Origin of the sequence: Alcaligenes faecalis, assembly GCF_041521385.1 — a bacterium.
In the GTDB taxonomy this organism is placed as follows: domain Bacteria; phylum Pseudomonadota; class Gammaproteobacteria; order Burkholderiales; family Burkholderiaceae_B; genus Alcaligenes; species Alcaligenes faecalis_E.
Map to the genome: position 1 here is coordinate 2,141,502 of NZ_CP168006.1, position 24,398 is coordinate 2,165,899.

Sequence of the window (24,398 nt, forward strand, 5' to 3'; positions counted from 1 at the left end):
TTGCCAGCACGGTACTGGCAAGGGCCTTTGAGCTTTGACTGGCTCGGAATTAGAACGGAATATCGTCATCCATATCGGCCAGATTATCCGACACAGGAGCGGTATTACGCGGAGCCTGTTGTTGCTGCTGTTGCTGCTGAGGCGCGGGACGCTGAGCACGTTGCGGTGCGGGTGCGCCGCCACCGTATTCGCTACCGCCCATGCTGCCACCGCCCATATCACCACCACCGTCGCGACCACCCAGCATTTGCATTTGCTCGGCGATGATTTCCGTGGTGAAACGCTCCTGCCCGTCCTGGCCCGTCCACTTACGGGTGCGCAAACGACCTTCTACATAGACAGGACGGCCTTTGCGCAGGTATTCACCCGCGATTTCAGCCAGACGGTTGTAGAACACCACACGGTGCCATTCCGTTTCCTCGCGGCGCTCGCCGGAGGTACGGTCTTTCCACTGCGAAGTCGTGGCAATGGAAATATTGCAGATGGCCGAGCCTTCTGCGCTGTAGCGTACTTCTGGGTCGCGGCCAAGATTGCCCACCAGAATGACTTTATTTACCGATGCCATGAAAAAATCCTGTAGTCAAAAATTCAATATCAAGCCGTATTATCGTGGATTCGTGCCGTAATTAACACTCCCTCCCCACTCCAGGAAGGGCCGTTTTGTCCATGCAAACGATCCCGTTACGGCACCTTGAACAGCGTATCTGGCTAAGCACCTGGCAGTGTCGCCAGTTACGCTCAGCTCTTGATTCTTGAGGCCAATCCGGCCACTTTACGTGTTGCTGCCTGCCACGTCTTTGCACAAGCGTAACAGGCGATGCTTTCTAGTATTTATCCTTGAAACCACGCGCTGTCAGCAACCAGAGCAAAGCCAGGGCTGCGCCGGTCCACAAGACCCATTGGGTGAGCCCTCGCCCTGCCAGGATGCCGCCGATCAGGCCGCCAGCAAACACGCCCAGGGACTGGGAGGTGTTGTAAAAACCCAGCGCCAAACCTTTGTATTCTGGTGGCGCCACACGCGACACCAAAGAAGGCTGCAAGGCTTCCAGCACATTAAAGCCGATAAAGAAAAAGGTCAGCGCGGCCACCATGGGAACCAGCGAATCGCGCGCCCATGGCATCACGGCCAGCACCACAATCAGCAGCAACACAGACAGTTCCAGCGCATGCTTGTGACGCTTGCGGGTCTCTGTCCAGAACACCGCTGGCACCATCAGCACAAAGGAAACCAGGATAACGGGCAGGTACACCTTCCACAAATCCTGAGTGCCGTAGCCCCCCAAGGTAGCCAGAATGCCCGGCACCACAATGAACAGAGACATCAAGATAAAGTGCAGACAGAACACGCCAAAGTTCAGGCGCAGCAAGTCCAAATGACGCAACACCTGTCCGGCGGTAACCTGCACAATCGAGGCTGGTGCTTTAGGCGCGCTGGGCACGACAAAAGCGGCAATCAACAAGCAGACAAAGCCCAGCAAGCTGATAGCCCAGAACAGTCCCGACAAACCAAATTGCCCCACCAGCACTGGCGAGAGCACCAGCGATACGGCAAAAGACAGACCAATCGAGCCGCCCACCATGGCCATGGCGCGTGTACGTACTTCGGGGCGAGTGGAGTCGGCTACCCAGGCGGAAATGGCTGCTGACACCGCCCCCAGACCTTGAATACAGCGGCCTACCGTCACCCAGTCAATATTCTGGGCCAGCGCGGAGATCACCCCACCGATCACGAACAAGGCCATGCCGATGACGATAATCGGCCTGCGTCCAAAACGGTCCGATGCCATCCCCAAGGGAATCTGCAAGACAGCCTGTGTCAGACCATAGGCACCCAATGCCAGACCCACTCGGGCGGCGTCGTTACCGCCGGGCAGGGAATGGGCTGCAACCGCAAAGACCGGGGTCAGCAAAAACAGACCCAGCATTCGACAGGCAAACAACAGGGCAAGCAGGATGCTGGCCTTGCGCTCTTGCTGAGTCAGACTCAGGCGCGCTGGGCGCGATCCGGCCGTATTCATGGTTTGGTGTGTACTCATTTAATACTCTGTCACAACTGGGCTAGCAGAGAGCCCGGATACCCGTTCACATAAATTCTGACGCAACGCGCTATAGTAGCAAGTTGCCTTTTGACAAGCCTAAATAAAGCGATGGAAGCCATCCGCATTCGTGGTGCCCGTACCCACAACCTGAAAAATGTCTCCGTAGACCTGCCACGCCACCAGTTGGTCGTGCTGACGGGGCTGTCCGGTTCTGGGAAATCCTCTCTTGCCTTCGACACTTTGTATGCCGAGGGCCAGCGGCGCTATGTGGAAAGCCTGTCCGCTTATGCACGTCAGTTTTTGCAACTGATGGACAAGCCAGATGTGGACTTGATCGAAGGTTTGTCGCCTGCCATCGCCATCGAGCAAAAGGCAGCAGGCCATAACCCGCGTTCCACCGTGGGAACCACTACTGAAATCCACGATTATTTGCGTCTATTGTACGCGCGCGTCGGCACTCCTTACTGTCCGGAACACCACTTGGCCCTGCAAGCTCATAGCGTGAGCCAGATGGTAGACCAGATTCTGCAATGGGAGCCTGAAACCCGCATTGCCGTACTGGCTCCCATGCATCGCGGTCTGGTGGGTGATCTGCAACTGGAGCTGCGTGGCCTGCAAGCCCAGGGCTTTGTGCGGGTACGGGTAGACGGCGAAATTTCCAGTATTGAAGATCTGCCTGCGCTTGATGCCCAGCAGGCGCACGATCTGGACCTGGTGATAGACCGGCTGCGTATCCGGCCCGATAGCCAGCAACGTCTGGCAGAAAGCCTGGAAACCGCCCTGTCCACCAGCAATGGCCGTTGTCTGGTGGTCAATCTGGACAATGGAGTGGAGCAGCCCTATTCCAGCCACTACGCCTGCCCGGTCTGTGACTATTCCCTGCCCGAGCTGGAGCCACGCCTGTTCAGCTTCAACAATCCGGCAGGTGCCTGCCCGGACTGTAGTGGCCTGGGGCAAGTAGATGTATTTGATCCCGAACGCGTGGTGGCCTTCCCGGAACTGAGTCTGGCGGGCGGTGCCATTGCGGGCTGGGACCGACGCAATGCCTTTACCTACACCTTGCTGACCAGTCTGGCGGCTCATTATCACTTTGATATAGAGGCTCCCTTCGAGTCTCTACCCGAAGAACTGCGCCGCACCGTGCTGTATGGCTCCGGCGCGGAGGAAATTCCCTTTCTCTATTTGAATGAGAAGGGCCGCACCACGGTAAAAACGCACCCATTTGAAGGGGTGATTCCGAATCTGCAGCGTCGCTGGGCGGAAACCGATTCCAGCGCCGTGCGCGAGGAACTGAACAAGCTGCGTCGCACCCAGACCTGCCCGGCCTGCCATGGCGCACGTCTGCGTCTGGAGGCGCGTCACGTCCGCATTGGGGACGATCCCGTTCCCAGCCATGCAGGGTGCAAGCATCATGCAGGCACCGCGTCTGCCAACCCAGCAGCCATCCATGTCGACACGCTGTCTGACAATGCTGCACAGTGCACGCAAACCAGCTCCACAACTCAGGGACAAGCCAAGGGTCTGGCCATTTATGAAGTCGAAGCCCTGGCTCTGTCTGACTGCCTGGCCTGGTTCGAGCGTCTGTCACTAACAGGCGCGAAAAAAGAAATTGCCGACCGCATCGTGCGTGAAATCCGGCTGCGGCTGGAATTTCTGAACAATGTGGGTCTGAACTATCTGTCTCTGGACCGCAGCGCCGACACCATTTCCGGTGGCGAGGCACAGCGTATTCGTCTGGCCAGCCAGATCGGCTCCGGTCTGACCGGCGTGATGTATGTTCTGGACGAGCCCTCCATTGGCCTGCACCAGCGCGATAACGACAAGCTGATCCAGACCCTGCAACACCTACGGGATCTGGGCAATAGCGTGATTGTGGTCGAGCACGACGAAGACATGATACGCACCGCCGACTATGTCATCGACATGGGCCCCGGCGCTGGCGAACATGGCGGTCAAATTACCGCTCAAGGTTCACCCGCCGAACTGGCCCAGAACCCCGAATCTCTGACCGGCCAGTACCTGTCCGGCAAGCGCCAGATTGCCATCCCCAAGCGTCGCCAGGTGAATGACAGCCTGAACTGGCTGCGTCTGTACGGTGCCAGCGGCAATAACCTGAAGTCTGTTGATTTGGCGATTCCGGCTGGGCGGCTGGTCTGCATTACAGGCGTGTCCGGTTCAGGCAAGTCCACGCTGATCAACGACACGCTGGCAACCGCCTTCTCGCATTTGCTGCACCGTGCCCACGCCGAACCGGCGCCCTACGAGCGCATGGAAGGGCTGGAGCATTTCGACAAGATCATCAACGTCGATCAAACCCCGATTGGTCGTACCCCGCGCAGTAATCCGGCCACCTACACGGGCATGTTCACTGCTATTCGTGAGCTGTTCGCCAGCGTGCCCGAGGCGCGTTTGCGTGGCTACGACCCAGGTCGCTTCTCCTTTAACGTCAAGGGCGGCCGCTGCGAAGCCTGCCAGGGCGACGGCGTGGTCAAGGTAGAGATGCACTTCCTGCCGGACGTGTACGTACCGTGTGATGTCTGCCAAGGCCGCCGCTACAACCGCGAGACGCTGGATATTCGCTACCGGGGCCGCAATATCAGCGAAGTGCTGGATCTGACGGTTGAGCAGGCACTAGAGTACTTTGATGCGGTCCCTGCGGTTGCGCGCAAACTGACCACCTTGATTGATGTAGGTCTGTCCTACATCCGCCTGGGTCAAAGCGCGACCACCCTGTCTGGTGGTGAAGCGCAGCGGGTGAAATTATCACTGGAGCTGTCCAAACGCAGCACCGGCCAGACGCTGTACGTGCTGGACGAACCGACAACTGGTCTGCACTTTCAGGACATTGCTGTTCTGCTGGAAGTGTTGGACAAGCTGGTTGAGTCCGGCAACAGCGTGGTCGTGATCGAGCACAATCTGGATGTGATCAAAACCGCAGACTGGATTGTGGACATGGGGCCGGAAGGCGGCCAGGGCGGTGGGCAGATCGTGGTGCAAGGCACCCCGGAAACGGTGGCTGCCTGTGAACAAAGCCATACCGGGCATTATTTGAAGCCTTTGCTGCAGCGTTAAAGCAAAGCCTGCACAACCTACATCTTGAAAATAGCGTCGTGCTCGCGAATAGCATGGCGGTCCGTCATGCCGGCAATATAATCGGCAATGGCACGGGCCTGAGCAATCGGGTCTTCACGACGATGCTCCGCCGCCAGCAGGCGCGGATCGTCCAGAAAAGCGTGGAACAGTTCACGCACAATATTTTGTGCCTTGTTCATCATGCGCACCACTTTGTAGTGACGATACAGGTTGGCGTGCAAAAAGCGTTTCAGCTCATCCGCCTGGGCGCGCAGCTCTGGCGAAAAACCGGCCAGGCGCGGCAGATTCCGGATCGCATCCACGCTATCAGGACGATGCTCTTCCAGCTTGGCACGTGTAGTTTCTGTTAAATCCACCACCAAGGTATTGATCATGCCGCGGATGATCTCAGCGACCAGCCGCTGACCACTCAAACCTGGATACTGGGTCTGCACATGCTCGTAATGCGCACGGAACAGACGTAGCTCCAGCAACTGCTCCAAGCGAATCAGGCCGGAGCGCAGGCCGTCGTCAATATCGTGATTGTTGTAAGCAATTTCATCAGCCAGATTGGCCATTTGGGCTTCCAGCGACGGCTGGGTGCGATCAATAAAACGCTGGCCGACCTCGCCCAATTCACGCGCATGCTTCAGCGAACAATGCTTCAAAATCCCCTCGCGGGTTTCAAAGCACAGGTTCAGGCCATTGAAAGCGGCATAGCGTTCTTCCAGCTCGTCCACCACCCGCAAGCTTTGCAGATTGTGTTCAAAGCCCCCGGCCTCGGGACGCAGGCTTTGCATGCAGCTATTCAAGGTGTCCTGGCCTGCATGACCAAAAGGGGTGTGGCCCAGATCATGGGCCAGGGAGATGGCTTCGATAAGGTCTTCGTGCAAGCCCAGATTGCGGGCAATGGCCCGCGCCAGTTGGGCCACTTCCAGACTATGCGTCAATCGTGTTCGGAATAAATCACCTTCGTGGTTAATGAAAACCTGGGTCTTGTACTCCAACAAGCGAAAGGCATTGCAGTGAATAATTCGGTCGCGGTCCCGCTGGAAAGCGTTACGGCCTTGGGGTGCCGCCTCTGCATAACGCCGACCGCGGGACTGTTCAGGGTGACAGGCATAAGCGGCAAGCATTTGCATCGGTTTTACTCCTGTTCCACTGTTGTAAAGCGGGCCAATGCCTGGCGCACGACATCAGGCGCAACCGCCTGCACCTTGGCATGGCCTAATTGATCCAGCAGCACAAAGCGCAACTGGCCACCTTCATTTTTCTTGTCCACCTGCATCAATTCCAGCCAGCGGTCTGCAGGCCATTGTGGTGGCGTGATCGGGCATCCGCTAGCTTGCACCAGGGCTTTGATGCGAGCGACATCCTGAGCCGGCAAGCCGCAAACCAGAGCGGACAGCTCAGCAGCCATCACCATGCCGCAACCCACGGCTTCGCCATGCAGCCATTGGCCGTAGCCCATGCCAGACTCAATCGCATGGCCAAACGTGTGGCCAAAATTCAAAATAGCACGCAGTCCAGACTCGCGTTCGTCCTGGGAAACGACTTCGGCTTTGACCTCGCAGGAGCGACGAATCGCATAGACGATTTGTTCTTGTTCCAGCGTACGCATGGGGTCAACCTGTTCCTCACACCACGTGAAGAAATCCAGATCGTAGATCATGCCGTATTTGATCACTTCCGCCAGACCAGCGGAGATTTCGCGGGCAGGCAGGGTCTTGAGTACATCCGTATCCACCTCCACGGCGATGGGTTGGTAGAACGCTCCCACCATATTCTTGCCGAGCGGGTGGTTGATGGCCGTTTTGCCCCCCACTGAGGAGTCTACCTGCGCCAACAAAGTTGTTGGCACTTGTACAAAACGCACACCACGCATGAAACAAGCTGCCGCAAAGCCGGCCATATCGCCAATCACGCCACCGCCCAAGGCCACGATCAAGGCCTTGCGATCCAGGTGGCGACCCAGCAACGCATCAAAAATCAGGTTCAGAGACTCCCAGTTCTTGTAGGCCTCGCCATCGGGCAGCTCGATCACATGGACGGGTTTGCCTGTTGCAGCCAGGGCTTGCTGCACAGGCGCCAGGTACAAAGCCGCCACCGTAGGATTGGTGACAATCGCAATGGCAGAGGTATCGGCTGGCACCGTATCTGCAAGCTGCGCCAGACGCCCGGCGGCAATATGGATGGAGTAAGTGCCACCCTGGGTGTCAACATGCACTACAGACATTTAGCAACCTCGTTCTTTCAACTGGGACAATAAATGGCGCACCGCATGATGAACTGGCGCCGAGCCAGTTTCAAAGCGAACATCAGCCACTTCTTCATAGAGGGGTTCGCGCGCTTGCAACAGTTCCTGGATGCGGGCGCGTGGGTCCGCTGTTTGCAGCAGCGGTCGGTTACGGTCTCGGGCCACACGACGGTACAGCTCGTCTACGGTGGCGCACAAGTACACTACGATACCGCGATCTTTGATGATCTGGCGATTGGCCTCGGACAAAATAGCCCCGCCTCCCGTTGCCAGCACAATACCGCTCTGGCGCGAGCAAATATCGAGCACCGCCGATTCGCGTTTGCGGAACCCTTGCTCGCCTTCGAACTCAAAGATCGTGGACACTCGCACGCCGCTACGGGCTTCCAGCTCGTGGTCCAGGTCCATAAACTCGCGCTTGAGTTCCCGCGCCAATTGACGGCCAATGGTCGTTTTACCGGCTCCCATCATGCCCACCAAAATAATGGGACGTGGGCCAGTTTGTTGTAAATGGAGCAGCTCGGCGTCTGATAAGGGATCAGGATGTTCTACAGGCATCAGCTCGGCGGGTAAAGAGTGGTTCATTTGTGTATTATCCCATTAGCCTTCCCTAAGCACAGTCCGCTTGCTTAGTATTATTTTGTTACATTGATACTTGGTTTGAGGCCTAGTCCTGCTGCGTTTGGACTTTAAAATCAGCCCTAATGAGTTCTTCTTCCCGCTCCCCCAATTCTAAGCCCGAGCAACGCTCCGGTTCCTGGCTTGCCCGCCTCATCATCAAGACCTCGGTCTTTTTTGTGGGGCTTGGTCTGTGTGCCGCCCTGCTCGGATCACTGGCGCTGGCCTTAGCCTGGCCCAACCTTCCCGATCTCAGCGCCATGATCGACTATCGCCCACGGGTGCCGCTGCGTATTTACACGGCAGACAAGGTGCTGATCGGTGAATTTGGTGAAGAACGCCGCAATGTACTGCGTTTCGACGAAATCCCCGACGTCATGAAATCGGCCATTCTGGCGGCCGAGGATGACCGTTTCTACCAGCACGGCGGTATTGACTGGATGGGTGTGGGCCGCGCTGCCCTGGCCAATATGACCCACATGTCCAAGACACAAGGGGCCAGTACGATCACCATGCAGGTAGCGCGTAACTTCTACCTGTCATCAGAAAAGACCTATACCCGCAAGTTCTACGAACTATTGCTGACCTTCAAGATTGAAGCGACACTGTCCAAGAACCAGATTCTGGACCTGTACATGAACCAGATTTATCTGGGCCACCGTGCGTATGGTTTTGCAGCCGCGTCGCGAACCTATCTGGGCAAGCCGCTAGGCGAGATCACAACGGCAGAAGCTGCCATGCTGGCCGGCATTCCCAAAGCACCCTCGCGCTTTAACCCGATTGCCAACTTCGAGCGTGCCAAAACCCGTCAAGCCTACGTGCTGGGCCGCATGCGCTCACTGGGCTACATCACTGAGCAAGAGTACCAAGACGCCCTGGCACAGGAAATCGTTGTGAAATCGGCCTTGGGTACCCCCGCCGGTGGCTATGCCATCCACGGTGAATACGCGGCTGAGCTGGCTCGCCAGCTACTGTACGGTGTCTACCAGGACAATGTGTACTCGCGCGGTTTCAATATCTACACAACGATCAAGTCCGCCGACCAGGAAGCGGCTTACCTGGCCGTGCGCAACGGTATTCTGGATTACACCCGCCGAGCACCTTACACCGGCCCCCAAGGCCAGGTGGATCTGCCCGCTGATATTGAAAACGACCACGCTCAATTGGATGCCATTCTGGACGACTTGCAGGACAAGTACCCCGATACGGGCGACCTGCTGACGGGTGTGGTGCTGGACGCCAGCCCAAACCAAATTCGCGTTGCCCGTACCGCCCAGCAAGTGATTGATGTCAACGACAAGCGCGCCTTGAAGATCGTTGCTCGCGGACTGGTAAAAAATGCCAAAGCAGACGTACGTATTCAGCGTGGTTCAGTCGTCTATCTGTTCCGCAATGACGATTACTGGGAAGTAATCAATATGCCTGCGGTGCAAGCCGCTTTTGTGTCGGTACGCCCGCAAGACGGCGCTATTCAAGCCATGGTAGGCGGCTTTCACTTTTCAGACGGAAAGTTCAACCGTGTCACCCAGGCCTGGCGTCAACCCGGTTCGGCCTTCAAGCCCTTCATCTACGCCTCTTCGCTGGAACGCGGCTTGACCCCTGCTACCCAGATTTCGGACGAACCCTTTGTTCTGACTGCCGCCCAGACCGGCTCCAAACCCTGGACGCCCAAAAACTACGGACGCAGGTACGAACCCATGCTGACCATGCGTCAAGGTTTGTACAAATCCAGAAACATGGTATCCATCCGTATCATGCAGGCCGTCGGCCCCAAGTACGTACAAGATTATGTGGCTCGCTTTGGTTTCGACAAGGCCCGCCAGCCTGCGGTTCTGCCACTGGCTCTGGGTGCAGGTAGCGTGACCCCCCTGCAAATGGCGGGTGCCTACTCAGTCTTTGCCAATGGCGGTTACCGTACCGAGCCCTACCTGATCGACTACGTCACCGACAGCACCAATAAAGTCATCATGCGCGCCAAACCCATTGTGGCAGGTGATGCCGCTGCACGCGCCATCGACACCCGCACCGCTTACGTCATGAACGACTTGTTACGTGGGGTGGCGACTTCCGGTACCGGTGCCCGTTCCTCGCGCACCTTGAAGCGAACAGACATTGGCGGCAAAACGGGCACCACCAACGACTCTCATGACGCTTGGTTTGCCGGTTACACGCCCGATCTGGTCGGTATTGCCTGGATGGGCTTTGACAAACCTCGCAGCCTGGGTTCGGGTGAAACCGGCGGTGGTGCCTCCATGCCTATCTGGATCAACTACATGCGCACTGCACTCAAGGACAAGCCCATCGTACCTCCCGGTCCTATGCCTTCTGGACTGTCGCGCATCAATGGGGACTTCTACTTTGACGAGTTCCCGCCCGGACAGGCCATTGCCCGTGTTGGTCTACCCGCTCCGGGTGACGGTTTCCTGCAACAGGGCGGTGGCGATCAAAACGATGGGATTGGCGACCTGCTGCGGCAACTGGATGCTGACTCCGGCTCCTCGGGCGCTGAAACACAACCCTTTGTCCCCTTCTAGCTCCATTATCTGAACGCCGGCACAGCCGGCGTTTTTTATGCTTTGCCCTTCACAATGGCATAATGTTCTGCATTGTCCGCACTCGCTTAATACCTTATGAACAAACGACGTTCTTCCCGCCTGCTGGCCTTGCTGACACTTAGCGTTTTTCTTGGCGCTTGCGGCTACAAAGGCCCCTTGTATCACCCTCCTGCGCAGGAAGCGGCGGACGCCCAAACAGCGCCACGCTGATTTCCGCCCTGCTCGCTTAACCTCTGTTATTTGACGACACCATGACCGTTGCACCTCACTTCCAATTTCAGAACAACACGCTGCACGCCGAGCAAGTTCCCCTGAACAAGCTGGCTGAAGAATTCGGCACCCCTCTGTATGTGTATTCCCGCCAAGCCTTGCGCGACGCCTGGGAGTCCTATCGAGTAGCCGGCCAGGGCCGCAAGTTGTTGGTGTGCTATGGCATGAAAGCCAACTCCAATCTGGCCATTCTGCAAGAATTTGCCCGCCTGGGCACCGGCTTTGATATCGTCTCGGGCGGAGAGCTGGCCCGTGTCATTGCTGCGGGTGGCGACCCAGGTAAAGTGGTGTTCTCCGGTGTTGGGAAACAGGTTTGGGAAATCGAAGCAGCCCTGAAAGCAGGCGTAAAGTGTTTTAACATCGAATCCGAAAGCGAGCTGGAACGCATTGCCCAGGTTGCAGAACGCATGAATGTGAAAGCGCCTGTTTCCTTGCGCGTGAATCCGGACGTGGATGCCCGCACCCATCCCTATATTTCCACTGGTCTAAAAGACAACAAGTTCGGCGTGCCCATTGATCAAGCGCCCCGCATCTACGCACGCGCCCAAGAACTGCCCAGCCTGGACATTGTGGGTGTGGACTGTCATATCGGCTCGCAGATTACCGAAGTCAGCCCCTATCTGGATGCACTGGACAAGCTGATCAAGCTGATCCTGGCTCTGAAAGAGCAAGGCGTGAACCTGATTCATCTGGATTTGGGCGGTGGTCTGGGCATTCGCTATACCGACGAAACCTTGGTTACCCCCACCCAACTGCTGACCGAAGTCTTTGCCGCTTTGGACAAGAACGGCCTGGGCCATCTGGAGATCGTGCTGGAGCCCGGTCGCTCTATGGTAGGCAATGCCGGGGTGCTGCTAAGCCGCGTGGAATACCTCAAGCATGGCGAGACCAAGAACTTCGCCATTATTGATGCCGCCATGAACGACTTGATCCGCCCCACCCTGTACGATGCATGGCACAGCGTGGAAGCGGTAGACCCTCGTCCCGTCGGCAAGGACACCCCCCATTACGATCTGGTTGGCCCTATCTGCGAAAGCGGCGACTGGCTGGCCCGTGACCGCCAACTGGCGCTGCAACAAGCTGATCTGATCGCCATTATGTCTGCCGGTGCCTACGCCTTTACCATGGCCAGCCAGTACAACACCCGCCCCCGTGCGGCTGAAATTCTGGTCGATGGGGATCAAGTCCATGTGATCCGCCCCCGCGAAACGCTGGAGAGTTTGTTTGCCAGCGAACGATTGCTCCCCTAAAGCCGGGGCAAGAATGCGGACAGCAACAATTCAGCCTTAAAGAACTCTCGAATCTGACCGTAAAACAGGCCGGGACTGCACTGCCAACAGCAGGTGCAATCCCGGCCTGTTGCGTCCTAGCCGGACAAGCACAGATTTCGCTGTCAGTGGCCAGACAGTTCGATGGTAAGCGCTGGAGGCTGTACCACCATCATGACCACCCCAGGGATACCGACCCACAGCTTTGAGCCCATTACATCGGCTAGCGAACGCTTGATTCGCGGCTTAAGTCTGTACGTCATCCCTTTGTTTCTGATCATGCTCACTTTATGGGTATTGTTGTTTCTGCCCAATCGCTACCCTAGCGTTCCCGGTCAAAATTTAGGTATTCAAGCACTGGCCAGCCAACAAGAGCATGCGGATCCAGAGTTATTGACGCAATTGGAAAATGCACCGTCCCAGCAACGGCTACACCTGAGCAAGCCCCATTGGCTGCTGTTAACCCTGCCAGCCCCCTTGCCTGAGCAAGAGCAAGTCCTGCACTTTCCTGCTTCCCCGATTTCCTCGCTGCACTGTGAAGATGCCCGTAGTGGCCAGACTCTACGCAATAGCGAGCTGTCCCCACCTGCTGCCCTATCACCGACCCCGGTCAAAAGCTACACCCTGGAACTGGACCAGACAAGCCACACCACCACCGTTCTGTGTCGTGTCCAGACCTCACGTCCCACCTTGCTGCAAGCCCAGCTCTGGGCCAGCTCTGACGTCACCAACTCTTCGATTCACTTTAGCCGTGGCATAGGGCTGCTGGAAGGCGGCTTGCTGACCATGGCCATGTTCATGCTGGTGCTGGCTGCGACCAACCGCGCCTGGATTTACCTGCTGCTGTCTGTCTGGCTGATTGGCAATCTGCGCCTGGGTTCGATGGCCATGGGTTGGGATACCCAATGGCTAGGCCAGATCCTGCCCTCCCAGTACATGCCCATACTGCGCCAGGTCACCATCGCCTGCTACTTCATCCTGAGCTATTCCCTGTTCACCGTCTTGCTGGGCAACTCCATCACCACCGCCCGTCTGCAACGCTTGCTACCCACGGTCGGCATACTGGGCTTGATCCTGCTGCCCGTATCCCTGCTCGCCCCAGCCTCAGTGTTCCAGCCCCTCATGTGGATCAGCACCATCTACGCGCTGTGCTGCGTCTCGGCCGTGCTGCTATCCGTTCTCTTGCATACCCGCTCGCGCATCTTGCTGTGGCAACTGGTACTGCTGAGCATGGCCCTGTGCATGCTCATTTCATCCGTCTTTCTGGTGACGTTTGGTCGTTCCAGCTTTGTGGAGAACTTTAACGGCGTCATCGCCTTCCTGCTCTCTAACCTGATGGTGGCCCTCGCTGTCGGCGAACGCTTGCGAGAGGATCGCAGCGAATCCCTACGCGCCCGTAACGAGCTGATGGCGCACTACCTTGTCACCCCTGTCGGCATGTTCACCCTGAACGAGTCCGGTGTTTTTTTGCGCATCAGCCCCATGTTGAGCCGCATGCTCCGCATAGAAGCAGACCCCAGCGAAAGTCCCATTTACTGGACGGACTTCTTCCCCGAGCAAGACTGGACTGCCGTCGCGCAAAGCACCCAGGACGGCCAGGATGTCACCATTACCCACTACGACGCGAATGCACAACCATGCCAATTCGCCCTGCGCGTCGCCATTGTCAATCAGTGTATTGAAGGCTCCCTGCAAGATGTGACCGCCCGCGCCGAAACCTACCGCCAACTGCGCCTGATGGCCGACAACGACCCGGTCACCAACGTCCTGAACCAGCGAGGAATCGAAAAAGCCTTGGATGGTCTGCTCAATCGCAGCCAGAACGACAAACCCTGCCTATTGGCTTATCTGGACCTGAACCACATCAAATATGTGAACGGTACGTTTGGCCACTCATCAGGCGATGCCCTGCTGCTTAAAGTCTGCGAACAACTGGAATCCGTTCTTCGCAGCAAGGACAAGATCGGCCGCATCGGCAGCGATGAATTTGTCATTATCTTTGAAGACTGCGAACCGGACCAAGCCCGCGCTCTGGCCAATGACGTCCTGGAATCGCTGAACAAAAACCCAGTCCTGGCTGGCAACCGCAGCTTTAACCTACGCAGCACACTGGGGCTGGTCGAAGTCGCTCCCGGCACGGCCCCACAAGAAGCCATTTCCGCCGCCAGCCGAGCCTCCCGCGACGCGCGACGCCTGCATCAAGACATGATCATCTACGGACAGGACTCCAACGCCCTACAAGAACACGCCGAGGAGTTACGCCTGTTTGAAGAGCTGGAAGGGGGGTCTTCTCGCGCGCTCTACCTGGAAATGCAACCTATCGCCGCCTTGCGCCGCCCCATGGACAGCCTGAACTTCGAGGCCCTGCTACGCGTGCGCGACTCCTCCGGCCAGCTCATCCCTACCGGCCGCATCATTTCGGCGGCCGAAGAAAGCGGCACCATCACCATCATCGACAAATGGGTGTTCTCCGCCACTCTGGAGTGGATGTCCAAACACGAAGCCCAACTAAGCAAGACCCAGTGGGTCACCATCAACCTGAGCGGTGTGTCCCTGAACGACGACACCTTCATCAAATGGCTCTTCGACATTCTGGCCCGCTTCGAGCACCTGGCCCGCCGATTATGCGTTGAAATCACCGAAGGCGTGGCACTGGACGATCTGGAACACACCCGCAACTTCATGCGGCGCCTGCAGAAAATGGGCGTACGCATCGCCCTGGACGATTTTGGGGCGGGCTACACGTCCTTCTCCTACCTGCGCGAACTGCCCGCCGACGCCATCAAAATCGACGGCGCACTCATCTGCGACATGCTCAAAAAAGAGACCAACGTTGCCATCGTGCGCACCATCGTCGAACTGGCCAACAACCTGGGCATGATCAGCATCGCCGAATGGGTAGAAGACGTCCCCACCCTGAAAGCCCTGCAAGAACTGGGCGTAGACTACGTACAAGGCTTCATTATCTCCAAAGCCTGCACTCCAACAGAGCTGCTCAACGCCCAAGCCATCACCGACCTGGTCCACGACAGCGCGGCCAAACAGTTCCTGATCGAGTCGCAAGATAAATTCCCGCCAACCATGTAAATAGATAGTCACCCAAGGCCCACAGCAGGCCCTGGTGGCCCATGACAAGGCCTTGCGCCACCTAACGGACGCACACTCGTCTCAGATGCCATAGGGGCGCTACAAAGGTTTTGTCGCCATCGTCGCCCCAATAGTCAGCTCACTTTCCCGTTATCTACAGCAAGCCACGCCAAGATACGCATCACAGTCAGAACAAGCCCCAACACCCGACCGCATCACAGCCCTGAGTCTGGCCAGGTAGCCTCACCTAATACAGAGAGCAATCCTGTCCAAACACAGACCGATGTCTAAGCGTCACGCTGGAAACAGGTTCAAGGAATAGATACCGCCGCCACGCTAGCTTTGTTTTGGGGCTCTGACTCTGACTCTAACTCTAACTCTAACTCTAACTCTGCAACAGGCTAAGCCAGTCGATCTTGGAACAAGCAGCGCCCGGTCACACCCTACACAGAAAAAAGCGCAATTTTCCCTTCCATCGTTCGCTTGCTACTCACCCACTCTGAAGTCAGAGGGGCCATAAGTAAACACTATGAGCCGCTGGTGTGCGGGTCAGGGTGTCGTGGCGATTCAGAGAGCTTGCCGCGGGCGGAGTATGGCGCAGGGATGCAAGCACCGTTCTGTTCGCGCCCGACGCTTGTTGAGTGTCTGGGGGACACTCAACCGGGCAAGTTAACGGTGCGCCCGTAGCCATACTTCGACAAGGGTACCGGTGCGCAGCACCGGCAAGTGCTCAAGCCCCGACACCCTGACCCGCACACCAGCGGCGTCTTCCGGCGCTTGTGCCACCCCCGAAAACACCCTTCAAGATCCACCAAAAAAACAAGCAAATAGCGGTCCCCCCCACGCTACGCCTTCGGCTTGCTGCCCCTTCGTTGTCGAGGGTGCCGAGACTTGGGACGCTCCAGCGGCAAAAAACCCGAGTCCGGCATCCAGCCAAACTCGGGTTTTCCATTTTCAACCAAGCATTCTGAAACCAATCCCCCAGCCCCAGAACAGCAAAAAGACTTACAGCTCCCCGTAGGAATGCAGCCCCGACAAGAACATATTCACGCCCAGGAACGCAAAACTGGTAATCAGCAGCCCACCCAGCGCCCAGTACGCCGCCATCGTGCCACGCAGACCTTTAAGCAAACGCAAGTGCAACCAAGCCGCATAGTTCAGCCACACAATCAAGGCCCAGGTCTCTTTCGGGTCCCACTGCCAGTACGTCCCCCAGGCATCAGCGGCCCACAACGCCCCCAACACCGTCGCCACCGTAAAGAAGGCAAAACCCACCGCAATTGCGCGGTACATGATGTCATCGAGCACTTCCAAGGAAGGCAGCTTGCGCGAAATCGGGCCACGGAAATACAAAATCGTGCCCACCATCACACTACCGATACCGAAATACAGCATCCAGGTTGGTGATAACTCCCGCGAGCCAAAAATCATAGGTTCGGCACACAGAATGGCACCCAGTAAAAACACCGGGATCAGCTTGGCACGCGAACGTGTCTCACCATTTTCTTTAACCAAATACGCAAAGCCCACCATGGCCGCCAAGGAGAAGGTGCCATAACCAATAAAGTTGGCCGGCACATGCAACTTCATCCACCAGCTTTTCAGTGCAGGTACCAAAGGCTGAATCTGATGTGCATCGCGCGTAAAGGAATACCACAGCAGGAAAATAACCAAAGAGCTGATCGCCAACAGCACAAAGCCACCCAAGGCACGCGTGTTGTAACGACGCTCGTAATACAGATAAAACAAAGCCGTAATCAGCGCCAACAAGACAAACACTTCATACAGATTACTGACTGGAATATGACCAATATCCGGACCCAGCAAGTGACCTTCGCGCCAACGCACCAACAAGCCTGTCGTGCCAGCATAGACTGCCGCCCAGGTCAGACCCGAGCCCATCCAGGCAGCGGTATTGCTGAAAAACCCAGCCCAATACATGACTGTGCCCAGAATAAACAGCGCGCACATCCACAAAATAGCGGATTGGGACGAGAACAAATATTTCAACAGAAAAACCGAATCGGCCTTTTCAATATCACCCGTGCCCAAGCCATCGCCCGTGCTGTACAGCCAGATCGCCAACAACGCCGTCAAGCCGGACAGTACCAACAAGGTACGCAGCGGACGCCACAACCATCCCAGCCAGGCCACAAAGGGGACAAACGCCACCAGAATGATCTTCTCGTAGTAATCCATGCTGGTGCTGTAGGCATTGAGCGCATACGCCGCACCCAAAGCCAGCACCACCAGAAACAGCACATCCGACCAGTCCGGACGGCCACGGATACCGCGCCGGTCGCCACTGGAAGCGATATTGTCTTGCCACATCGTTGGAGTGGCCGAAGAAAGGGTCTGCGCCATAGTAGCTACACCTTGTCAGACAGATAGCCGGTTGAACGCCGCTTTCAGGCGATCAAACTCGAGGTTAAAGTCCATGTTGCGACGTTGGGATGTCATGGCAGCCATTACGCTGCTACCTAGCTTGTGAGGGCGAATCCAGACCCACACACGGCGATCCCGAATATAAAACATCGAGAACACGCCAATAATCAGAAACAAGCAACCCAAGTACACAATGTACATGCCTGGGCTGCGCGCCACCTGAAATACGCTGGCCTGAACTTGCTCAAAGCTGTCCAAGGTCAACATAACGGGGGCTGGGTAGTCGGGCAGGTTGGCAAACGCCAGTACAGCAGACTGAATCCAACGATTGGCATCGTTATTTTCCTGACTGTAATCCAACTCTGGCAAACCTTGTTGCTGTCTGACCAAATCACGCAATTCCGACAATGTGAACTGAATCATGGGAATTGCAAAACCCAGGATACGCTCACGCTCGGCCTCGGGGACACGGCTGATCAGGCCATCAAAACCGGCACGCACAAATGTCTGCAAGGCGGTTCGGGAAGCGGAGAGCATCAGCTCTTTTTGCTCGGGCGAAGAAGAATTACGCTCGGCAAAACGCTCGGCCGCCTGGGTCACCAGAGCCTCGTTCTGCGTAGCCGCACGCAAATCCATGAATTCTTTCAAGGAACCCTTGTCGTCAGCCGGGAAACGCACGTAACGAAACGGCTCGACGGGCGAAAAACGCATCCCAGCCAGAAACACCAGGGTGCCGTCCAGCTCCACTGGCAACATATAGTTCACAAACTCGCGGGACTGGCCTTGATCGTCGATCAGGCGGTAGTTCACGCTGGGACCCACATTCTTCAGATTCTGGTCTTTCTTGTTGGCTGCACTACCAGTCACAGCCGCCACGTGTTCAATCATGGCTTTGGGCTGAGGATCACCCTCAGTCAGGTTTTCCACATTGATGGGGCGCAGCTCGGTCAACTGAACCGTCAAAGCATGTTCATTGGGGCTTTCCTGAGCCGCAATACCGACGGTCTCGCCCACTTTGCCGCTCAGGGCAAAGGTCTTGGAGCCAGGGCCTACCAAGGGATAACCCTTCAGGCTGAGAATACTACCGCCATCATCAAAACCAGACTGATAGACCGTGACGCCCTTGTAGCGCAGTGGCTCGTTCACCTCAATCGTGCGCTCGAAGGTATCGCCCGTGACGGGATCGGTGACTTCCACTTCGCTCTTGAAGCTGCTGGGCATGCCCGTGGAGTAGTACTCCACCAGAAAACGCTTGAGCTCCAAGGCAAACGGCAGGGGCTGGATCAGGACGCCTTCACCGGAATTGACCACGGCGGTGGCGGTACGGGCACCTTCTGGCACCAGCATATTGGCGCGAAAGCTGGGATTGCCCAGGCCAAGTCGACCCGACTCGGGCACCTGGGAAATCAGCATGTTTTCAGTAATGGGCTGTTTGCCGCCCAGCCACACCTGCAGGCGCACGGGCAATTCGCTGTCAAGCAGGCCACCCACACAGATCACCACAATGGCCAGGTGAGCAAAAATGTAACCCAGCTTGTTGGCACTGCCCTTTTTGGCCGCCATCATCATGCTGCCATCGTCGTCCTTGCGCACGCGCACCGCGTACCCCTGGGACTGCAACCAACCCTGCACCTGCTCCCGGTTATGCTCGGGAGCACCTGCACTTTCCAGCTCAACACGATGAGGAAAAGCTTTCAGACTGCCACCGCGCACATGCTCCTTGAAGGTACGCATTTCACGGATCATCTTGGGAGCATTGCGGATGACGCACAGCGTGGTCGAGACCACCAGAAACGTCATGATGACCATGAACCATCCACTGTTGTAGATGGACCAGATCGAGAAGTGATCGAACAATTCAAACCAATAAGGGCCGAACTGATCGATATACGTGTTAGCGGGTTGATTTTGCGCCAGAACAGTTCCGATCAGGCTGGCTACGCAAATGAACATCAGCAAGCTGATGGCAAAGCGCATCGAGCCGATCAATTCCAGGAAATCGGCCGCAAAGCGACGCACGGAAGATACTTTTTTCACAAAGGCTAGCTTAGGAGATGGGGGGGTTCACCGGAACCATCCAGACTTTGAACACAAAATGTGCCACAAGTTCGATTACTGGACAAAATGCCAACACAAGACCCGGCCCAAATCGGCACTGCCCGGTGTCAAGGCACCCAAACCGCCACAACCATCAACGGAAGCTGGGGCCACAAGGTGAATGTCAGGCCTTAGGCAGTCAGGGGGCCGGCGGCCCCCTGGGGCTGATTAACGCAGGCCAGCGGCGAAATCCGACACGGCGGCAATGTCAGCATCCGACATGCGATCGGCAATGTCGTGCATTTCAGCACTATTGGCACGGTCACTACTACGGAACAGTTTGAGCTGTTCAATAATGTAGCCAGGGTGTTGACCGGCCAGACGAGGATATTGACCTGGCATGCCAGCACCATCAGGCGAGTGGCAAGCGGCACAGGCAGGAACACCACGCTCGGGCAAACCACCGCGCCAAATCTTCTGACCCCGTTCCATGGTGTCTTCTTTGGTGGCGTTAGCAGCCTGGTCCCAGTTCACCGCCTGTTGAGACAAGTAAAACGCCACGTTCTTGATGTCGTCTTCAGTCATGCCCGCTGCAATGGCAGTCATCAGGCTGTTGGCGCCTTCAGGGCCACGACGAGCAGGAACGGATTTTTCATCTTTTGCACGGAAATCGTGCAATTGCTTGACCAGATACTCGTACGGCTGGTGAGACAGCGACGGGTTAACCGGAATAATACTGTTGCCGCCATCCCCGTGACAGGTCACACAGGCCAGCACGCCACGCGACATCTCACCTTGCAGGTAGAGCTGCTCGCCTTTGGCGGCATCTGGCTTGGGCAGACCAGCTGCATGGGCCACGTTAGCGGTAAAAACCACAGAGCAAGCCATCGTCAGGCTGCTTGCGATAACGACTCGGGAAAGCGCACGCTTCATTTGGACCTCGATAATCGCGAATCAATCGGGGTGCCGCATGCGCCCCGCAAAAGCCACCGTAAGCCGCTGGTCAGTACCCAGTGGACTACGACATTACTGTTTCAAATCGAGAGATTATACAATAGGCGCTGAACCAATATGGAATTACGCTGCAACCATGTCGATACTGCACCGCGCTCACTTCACGATTTCAGCTGCTCAGATCGATCAGCTGCCTCCTCCCGGACCGCCAGAGGTCTGTTTTGTGGGGCGCTCCAATGCGGGCAAATCCTCCGCCATCAATGTGTTGGCCAACCAAAAAAAACTGGCTTTTTCCAGTAAAACGCCGGGACGAACACGCCTGATCAATATGTTCGGCATCCCCGACCCGCTCTCGCCGGGCGACTTTCTGGGCCACCTGGTAGACTTGCCCGGCTATGGCTACGCCGCCGTGGCCCGCCACGAAAAGCAGGACTGGGCCGAAATTCTGGGCGACTACCTGGCTACCCGCCCCTCAATTGCCGGTATTGTGTTGCTAATTGACATCCGGCGCGGCGTGACCGACCTGGATATGCGTCTGGCCGATTGGATTGCGCCTACCGGCAAGCCCGTCCTGGCGCTTTTGACCAAGGCCGACAAACTGCCTTATGGTCAACGTATCAAGGCGGTAGCCGAAGTACGCCGCCAGCTCCGGGAAATTGGCGCCCTGCATGCGCTGCCCTTCTCCTCCACTGATCGTATCGGCTTGCCCGAAGCGACCGAATGCATCGAAAACTGGATTTCTCCGAAGGTTGTTCCATGACTCGTTTTATTCCTCCTGCCGACTTTCCTAACACTCGCCTGCGCCGTAACCGCCGCGACGAGTTTTCCCGCCGTCTGGTGCGCGAAAACCGCCTGTCCACCGACGACCTGATCTACCCGGTCTTTGTGCGTGAAGGCGAGAAAGTTCAGGAGCAAGTCGGCTCCATGCCAGGCGTCATGCGCTATTCGCCTGATGAACTGATGCGCGTGGCCGAACAATGTCTGGAACTGGGTATCCCTGTACTGTCGCTGTTCCCATCCATTGACCCGTCCCTGAAAACCCCGGATGGCAGCGAAGCCGCCAACCCCAATGGCCTGATTCCCCGCATTGTGGGCATGCTCAAGCAGCAATTCCCCGAGCTGGGCGTACTAACTGATGTGGCCCTGGACCCCTACACCAGCCACGGCCAGGACGGTATTTTGGACGAAGCCGGTCACATCCTGAACGAAGAGACGGTCGCCATGCTGATTCGCCAGGCCCAGGCGCAAGCTCAGGCTGGCGTGGACATGGTGGCCCCCAGCGACATGATGGACGGTCGTATCGGCTCCATCCGTGCCGCTTTGGACAAGGACCAGTTCATCCACACCCGCATCATGGCGTACTCGGCCAAGTACGCCAGCGCCTTTTACGGCCCCTTCCGCGACGCGGTGGGTTCGGCCGCCAATCTGGGGCGTTCCAACAAGAACACCTACCAGATGGACCCGGCCAACCGTAACGAAGCCCTGCGCGAAGTGGCTGCCGACATCCGCGAAGGTGCCGATATGGTCATGGTCAAACCCGGCCTGCCGTACCTGGACATCCTGCGCGATGTGAAAGACGCCTTTGGCATGCCAACCTACGCCTACCAAGTCAGTGGTGAGTACGCGATGATCAAAGCCGCCGCCCAGAATGGCTGGCTGGATCACGACAAGGTCATGATGGAGTCTCTGCTGGCCTTCAAGCGTGCGGGTGGCGACGGCATCCTGACCTATTTCGCCATCGAAGCCGCTAAGCTGATGCGCGAACAGAACTGCTGATTCACATCAATCAGAACGCAAAAAACGCAGCCCGTGAGCTGCGTTTTTTGTTGTGTGTACGCGACGATCTATTGTCTGTTAGGCCCTGATAAGCCCGATTTCGGGCAAACCAGAGGCTTCAGGCACCGGCTAAAGCCTCATCCAGCACGTTGGAAAAGCGGCTGGCGTCCTGAAAACCGATCACACGTAGCTGCTCCAGTTGTTGCCCCTTGGAATCAAAAAACATGATGCCTGGAGGCCCGAACAGGCGGAAATGTTTGAGCAGTTCACGATCCTCTGGCGTATTGGCCGTCACATCCACCTGCAGCAACTCAAACTGCGCCATGCGCTGGGCGACCGCGGGATCACTAAAGGTAAAGTTCTCCATCTCAATGCAGGACACGCACCAGTCTGCGTAGAAATCCAGCATGACAGGGCGGGTAGCCTTGGCCAGGCGTTCTTCCAGCTCCTGCAAACTGCTCACACGCTGAAACTCCACCTTGCTTTGCGCAGCGGCTACCGTACCGGACGACTTCAGCCCTTCCAGAGGGCGAATCACACTGGGGCGACCCAGGGCAATGCTGATCATCATCATGATGGCCCAGACCGCCAGCATCATGCCCACACCCTGTCGCAAGCCCGACCAAGGAGTACGTGTCGCCGTGCCGCGTCCGAACGCGCCCAGCAAAGCAGCAGCCCACAAAGCCAGGACAACCCAGCCAAAGACGGCGATCGTACCGGACATCAAGGGCGAGACCATCCACCAGGCTGTGGCCAACAGCAACACACCAAACGCGGTTTTGACACTTTCCATCCAGGCACCGGCCTTGGGTAACACACTGCCCGAACCCGCACCTACGATCAGCAGCAAGACGCCCGACCCCCAGGCCAAGGCAAACAGCGCCGAGCCACCCAGGACCACATCACCCGTCTGCGAGATAAACAGCAGCACGCCAGCCAGAGGCGCTGCCACGCAAGGGCCGACAATCAGCGCGGACAGCATGCCCATCAGGAACACGCCACCCATCTGCCCGCCCGGCAAACGGTTCATGGTTTCATTCAAGCGATTTTGTAGCGCCGCTGGGGCCTGAACCGTAAAGACGTCCAGCATGGACAAGGCCAGCGCCACCAAAATCAGAGCAAACAGGCCCAAGACCCATGGGTTCTGCAACCAACTTGCCAAACCCGCACCCAGCAAACCTGCTGCCACCCCCAGGATGGTATAGACCAGAGACAAGCCCAACACAAAGGCAAAAGCCATTTTCAGACCATGCCAGCGCGATGGTGCAGGCTGATTACGTCCAGCGATGATGGACAGCAAAATCGGTACCATCGGCAGGACGCAAGGCGTAAAGGACAGCAGCAAGCCGAACACAAAGCTCAGCAGCACAATCTGGCCCCAGCCAGCCTGCTTGAGGTAATCGGCCAGGCCCACATCACTCAAGTTCAGTGCCGACGCTACCCCACCTGTACTGGCAGAGGAGGATGTGGAGGTAGCAGCCGTTGCAACCGTATCTGTTTTCTGGCCCGAGTCTTTAGCCGGTGCAGGCACCGACAGGACGCCAAAAGGACCCGCCACTTCCCAGCCCTGTCCGGTGGGGATCAAGGTCAAGGTTTGCGTAGAGGGGGAATAGCACAAGCCAGCATCGGCACAACCCTGGCTGAGCACATCAATTTTCAGATCCTGGCCAATCGAACTATCGGCCAGGACGGGCACGCGCAGGGTGACCGAGTTTCGGTAGACCTCCATCACTTCGTCAAAAGTAGGGTCGTACACCTTTTCACCATCGGGAAGCTGGGGACTACCCAGTTGCTCGGCCTTCTCGGTCGAGACCCCGAAACGCTTGCGATACATGTAGTATTCAGGCGCAATCTGGAAATGGATATCCAGTTGGTCGGGCTGGCTCATGGCCGCGGTCAGTACAAAAGCCTGTTCCGGGTCCAAAAACTCTTCTTCTGCCTGTGCCGTCAACGGCGCTGCCAGCCAGGCCAGCATCAGGACAAAGAACACAGCAAACCAAGCGCCAAGACGCTGGGCAGAAAACGGGGAACGCTTCAAAGACAAAGGCACAAATCTATTCCGGTTTTTTAGGCTGGGTTA

Annotated in this window: 16 protein-coding genes; 7 read left to right on the forward strand and 9 right to left on the reverse strand. The window is 57.0% G+C overall.

All coding sequences use genetic code 11. The features are described from left to right. Positions 1–49: 49 nt before the first annotated feature. On the reverse strand, positions 50–565 hold the full coding sequence (gene ssb / locus ACDI13_RS09690; protein ID WP_372372416.1) for a single-stranded DNA-binding protein: 516 nt from the start codon (positions 563–565) through the stop codon (positions 50–52). Positions 566–824: 259 nt separating this feature from the next. Further along, positions 825–2,036 carry an MFS transporter gene (locus ACDI13_RS09695; protein WP_022983677.1) on the reverse strand — a complete coding sequence of 404 codons (1,212 nt, stop codon included), beginning with the start codon at positions 2,034–2,036 and terminating at the stop codon, positions 825–827. 111 nt (positions 2,037–2,147) lie between these two features. On the opposite strand from ACDI13_RS09695, the gene uvrA reads away from it, so the two are divergent. Continuing rightward, entirely contained in the window at positions 2,148–5,111 is a 2,964-nt protein-coding gene (uvrA, locus tag ACDI13_RS09700) for an excinuclease ABC subunit UvrA (RefSeq protein ID WP_316989373.1), read from the forward strand. Between the two features lie 17 nt (positions 5,112–5,128). Here uvrA and ACDI13_RS09705 read toward each other — a convergent pair whose 3' ends face one another. Genes ACDI13_RS09705 through ACDI13_RS09715 form a run of 3 tightly spaced genes read right to left on the reverse strand, consistent with a single transcriptional unit; the run spans position 5,129 to position 7,953 of the window. Beyond that, on the reverse strand, positions 5,129–6,253 hold the full coding sequence (locus ACDI13_RS09705) for a deoxyguanosinetriphosphate triphosphohydrolase (protein ID WP_316989372.1): 1,125 nt from the start codon (positions 6,251–6,253) through the stop codon (positions 5,129–5,131). 5 nt (positions 6,254–6,258) lie between these two features. Next, complete coding sequence (gene aroB, locus ACDI13_RS09710; RefSeq protein WP_316989371.1) at positions 6,259–7,347, reverse strand: 3-dehydroquinate synthase; 1,089 nt, start codon at positions 7,345–7,347, stop codon at positions 6,259–6,261. Further along, a complete protein-coding gene (locus ACDI13_RS09715; RefSeq protein ID WP_316989370.1) occupies positions 7,348–7,953 on the reverse strand; it encodes a shikimate kinase in 606 nt (201 codons plus the stop codon). 119 nt (positions 7,954–8,072) lie between these two features. On the opposite strand from ACDI13_RS09715, the gene ACDI13_RS09720 reads away from it, so the two are divergent. The 4 genes from ACDI13_RS09720 to ACDI13_RS09735 all read left to right on the forward strand — a co-directional run bounded on the left by ACDI13_RS09720 (position 8,073) and on the right by ACDI13_RS09735 (position 15,166). Beyond that, positions 8,073–10,520 carry a PBP1A family penicillin-binding protein gene (locus ACDI13_RS09720; RefSeq protein ID WP_316989369.1) on the forward strand — a complete coding sequence of 816 codons (2,448 nt, stop codon included), beginning with the start codon at positions 8,073–8,075 and terminating at the stop codon, positions 10,518–10,520. 96 nt (positions 10,521–10,616) lie between these two features. After that, positions 10,617–10,751 carry a lipoprotein gene (locus tag ACDI13_RS09725; RefSeq protein ID WP_316989368.1) on the forward strand — a complete coding sequence of 45 codons (135 nt, stop codon included), beginning with the start codon at positions 10,617–10,619 and terminating at the stop codon, positions 10,749–10,751. 41 nt (positions 10,752–10,792) lie between these two features. Next, positions 10,793–12,061 carry a diaminopimelate decarboxylase gene (gene lysA / locus ACDI13_RS09730; RefSeq protein WP_316989367.1) on the forward strand — a complete coding sequence of 423 codons (1,269 nt, stop codon included), beginning with the start codon at positions 10,793–10,795 and terminating at the stop codon, positions 12,059–12,061. A 192-nt stretch (positions 12,062–12,253) separates the two neighbouring features. Continuing rightward, complete coding sequence (locus ACDI13_RS09735) at positions 12,254–15,166, forward strand: EAL domain-containing protein (protein WP_316989366.1); 2,913 nt, start codon at positions 12,254–12,256, stop codon at positions 15,164–15,166. 1,005 nt (positions 15,167–16,171) lie between these two features. Here ACDI13_RS09735 and ccsB read toward each other — a convergent pair. The 3 genes from ccsB to ACDI13_RS09750 all read right to left on the reverse strand — a co-directional run bounded on the left by ccsB (position 16,172) and on the right by ACDI13_RS09750 (position 20,521). Beyond that, a complete protein-coding gene (ccsB, locus tag ACDI13_RS09740; RefSeq protein ID WP_316989365.1) occupies positions 16,172–17,530 on the reverse strand; it encodes a c-type cytochrome biogenesis protein CcsB in 1,359 nt (452 codons plus the stop codon). A 15-nt stretch (positions 17,531–17,545) separates the two neighbouring features. Next, positions 17,546–19,588 carry a cytochrome c biogenesis protein ResB gene (locus ACDI13_RS09745; RefSeq protein WP_316989364.1) on the reverse strand — a complete coding sequence of 681 codons (2,043 nt, stop codon included), beginning with the start codon at positions 19,586–19,588 and terminating at the stop codon, positions 17,546–17,548. 228 nt (positions 19,589–19,816) lie between these two features. Further along, positions 19,817–20,521 carry a c-type cytochrome gene (locus ACDI13_RS09750; RefSeq protein WP_316989363.1) on the reverse strand — a complete coding sequence of 235 codons (705 nt, stop codon included), beginning with the start codon at positions 20,519–20,521 and terminating at the stop codon, positions 19,817–19,819. 157 nt (positions 20,522–20,678) lie between these two features. Between ACDI13_RS09750 and yihA the strand changes: the two genes are divergently transcribed. Continuing rightward, entirely contained in the window at positions 20,679–21,302 is a 624-nt protein-coding gene (yihA, locus tag ACDI13_RS09755) for a ribosome biogenesis GTP-binding protein YihA/YsxC (protein ID WP_316989362.1), read from the forward strand. After that, positions 21,299–22,318, forward strand: a complete 1,020-nt coding sequence (gene hemB / locus ACDI13_RS09760; RefSeq protein ID WP_316989361.1) for a porphobilinogen synthase — start codon at positions 21,299–21,301, stop codon at positions 22,316–22,318. Before yihA ends, hemB begins: the two co-directional genes overlap by 4 nt. Before the next feature lie 118 nt (positions 22,319–22,436). Here hemB and dsbD read toward each other — a convergent pair whose 3' ends face one another. Then, positions 22,437–24,368, reverse strand: a complete 1,932-nt coding sequence (dsbD, locus tag ACDI13_RS09765; RefSeq protein WP_316989360.1) for a protein-disulfide reductase DsbD — start codon at positions 24,366–24,368, stop codon at positions 22,437–22,439. Positions 24,369–24,398: the final 30 nt, after the last annotated feature.

What these genes read in the sequence shown, in the direction of transcription:
- ssb (WP_372372416.1), bottom strand. Translation starts at nt 565, where the DNA reads ATGGCATCGGTAAATAAAGTCATTCTGGTGGGCAATCTTGGCCGCGAC.
- ACDI13_RS09750 (WP_316989363.1), bottom strand. Translation starts at nt 20,521, where the DNA reads ATGAAGCGTGCGCTTTCCCGAGTCGTTATCGCAAGCAGCCTGACGATG.
- ACDI13_RS09735 (WP_316989366.1), top strand. Translation starts at nt 12,254, where the DNA reads ATGACCACCCCAGGGATACCGACCCACAGCTTTGAGCCCATTACATCG.
- hemB (WP_316989361.1), top strand. Translation starts at nt 21,299, where the DNA reads ATGACTCGTTTTATTCCTCCTGCCGACTTTCCTAACACTCGCCTGCGC.
- ACDI13_RS09725 (WP_316989368.1), top strand. Translation starts at nt 10,617, where the DNA reads ATGAACAAACGACGTTCTTCCCGCCTGCTGGCCTTGCTGACACTTAGC.
- ccsB (WP_316989365.1), bottom strand. Translation starts at nt 17,530, where the DNA reads ATGGCGCAGACCCTTTCTTCGGCCACTCCAACGATGTGGCAAGACAAT.
- ACDI13_RS09715 (WP_316989370.1), bottom strand. Translation starts at nt 7,953, where the DNA reads ATGAACCACTCTTTACCCGCCGAGCTGATGCCTGTAGAACATCCTGAT.
- lysA (WP_316989367.1), top strand. Translation starts at nt 10,793, where the DNA reads ATGACCGTTGCACCTCACTTCCAATTTCAGAACAACACGCTGCACGCC.
- uvrA (WP_316989373.1), top strand. Translation starts at nt 2,148, where the DNA reads ATGGAAGCCATCCGCATTCGTGGTGCCCGTACCCACAACCTGAAAAAT.
- ACDI13_RS09720 (WP_316989369.1), top strand. Translation starts at nt 8,073, where the DNA reads ATGAGTTCTTCTTCCCGCTCCCCCAATTCTAAGCCCGAGCAACGCTCC.
- aroB (WP_316989371.1), bottom strand. Translation starts at nt 7,347, where the DNA reads ATGTCTGTAGTGCATGTTGACACCCAGGGTGGCACTTACTCCATCCAT.
- yihA (WP_316989362.1), top strand. Translation starts at nt 20,679, where the DNA reads ATGTCGATACTGCACCGCGCTCACTTCACGATTTCAGCTGCTCAGATC.
- ACDI13_RS09695 (WP_022983677.1), bottom strand. Translation starts at nt 2,036, where the DNA reads ATGAGTACACACCAAACCATGAATACGGCCGGATCGCGCCCAGCGCGC.
- ACDI13_RS09705 (WP_316989372.1), bottom strand. Translation starts at nt 6,253, where the DNA reads ATGCAAATGCTTGCCGCTTATGCCTGTCACCCTGAACAGTCCCGCGGT.